We start from the raw sequence: 605 nt of genomic DNA, 5'->3' as shown, positions 1-605 counted from the left end.
GGCATCACGCGGCGGCGGCGAGCAGACATATTTGGCGCCGCTCATGTCCATGTTCAGGCCCTTCATGTCGTCGGCCGTCAGCGTGATGTATTGCGGGCAGGTCTCCGCATGCACCGGCAAGCCGCGCTGCTGGGCCCAGCGCACCTGCTCCATCGCCTCGCGCCCGGAGACATGCACGATCATGATGGGGACACCGACGATCTCGGCATGGCTGATGGCGCGATGCGTCGCCTCGCGCTCGACGGCCTGGGGCCGCGAGACGCCGTGATAATAGGGCGCGATGTGGCCTTCGCGCTCGAGCCTGGTGGTGAGGAAGCGGATCGCATCATAGCCCTCGCAATGGACCATCACCAACGCTTCCTCGCGGCGCGCTACATCGAAGACCTCAAGCAGCTGCTTGTCGCTGAGCACGAGGTCGTCATAGGTCATGAATACCTTGAACGAGGTGTAGCCGTCCTTGACCAGCGCCGGCAGCTCCTGACCGAGCACAACCGCGGTCGGATCGGAGATGATGAGATGGAAAGCTGTATCGATGTAGCACTCGCCTTCGGCGAGCTTGCGGTAGTTCTCGACGCAGGTCCGCAGCGAGGTACCCTTCTCCTGGA

At 63.3% G+C, this 605-nt stretch carries 1 protein-coding gene; it reads right to left on the bottom strand.

The features are described 5' to 3' along the window. Nucleotides 1–605, bottom strand: a 605-nt coding sequence (locus AC629_RS44590) for an amidohydrolase family protein (protein ID WP_502693125.1), incomplete at both ends; no start/stop codon positions are given.

The sequence above is a fragment of the Bradyrhizobium sp. NAS80.1 genome (assembly GCF_001908205.1).
Classification (GTDB): Bacteria; Pseudomonadota; Alphaproteobacteria; order Rhizobiales; family Xanthobacteraceae; genus Bradyrhizobium.
This window is presented reverse-complemented; position numbering and strand designations above follow the sequence as displayed.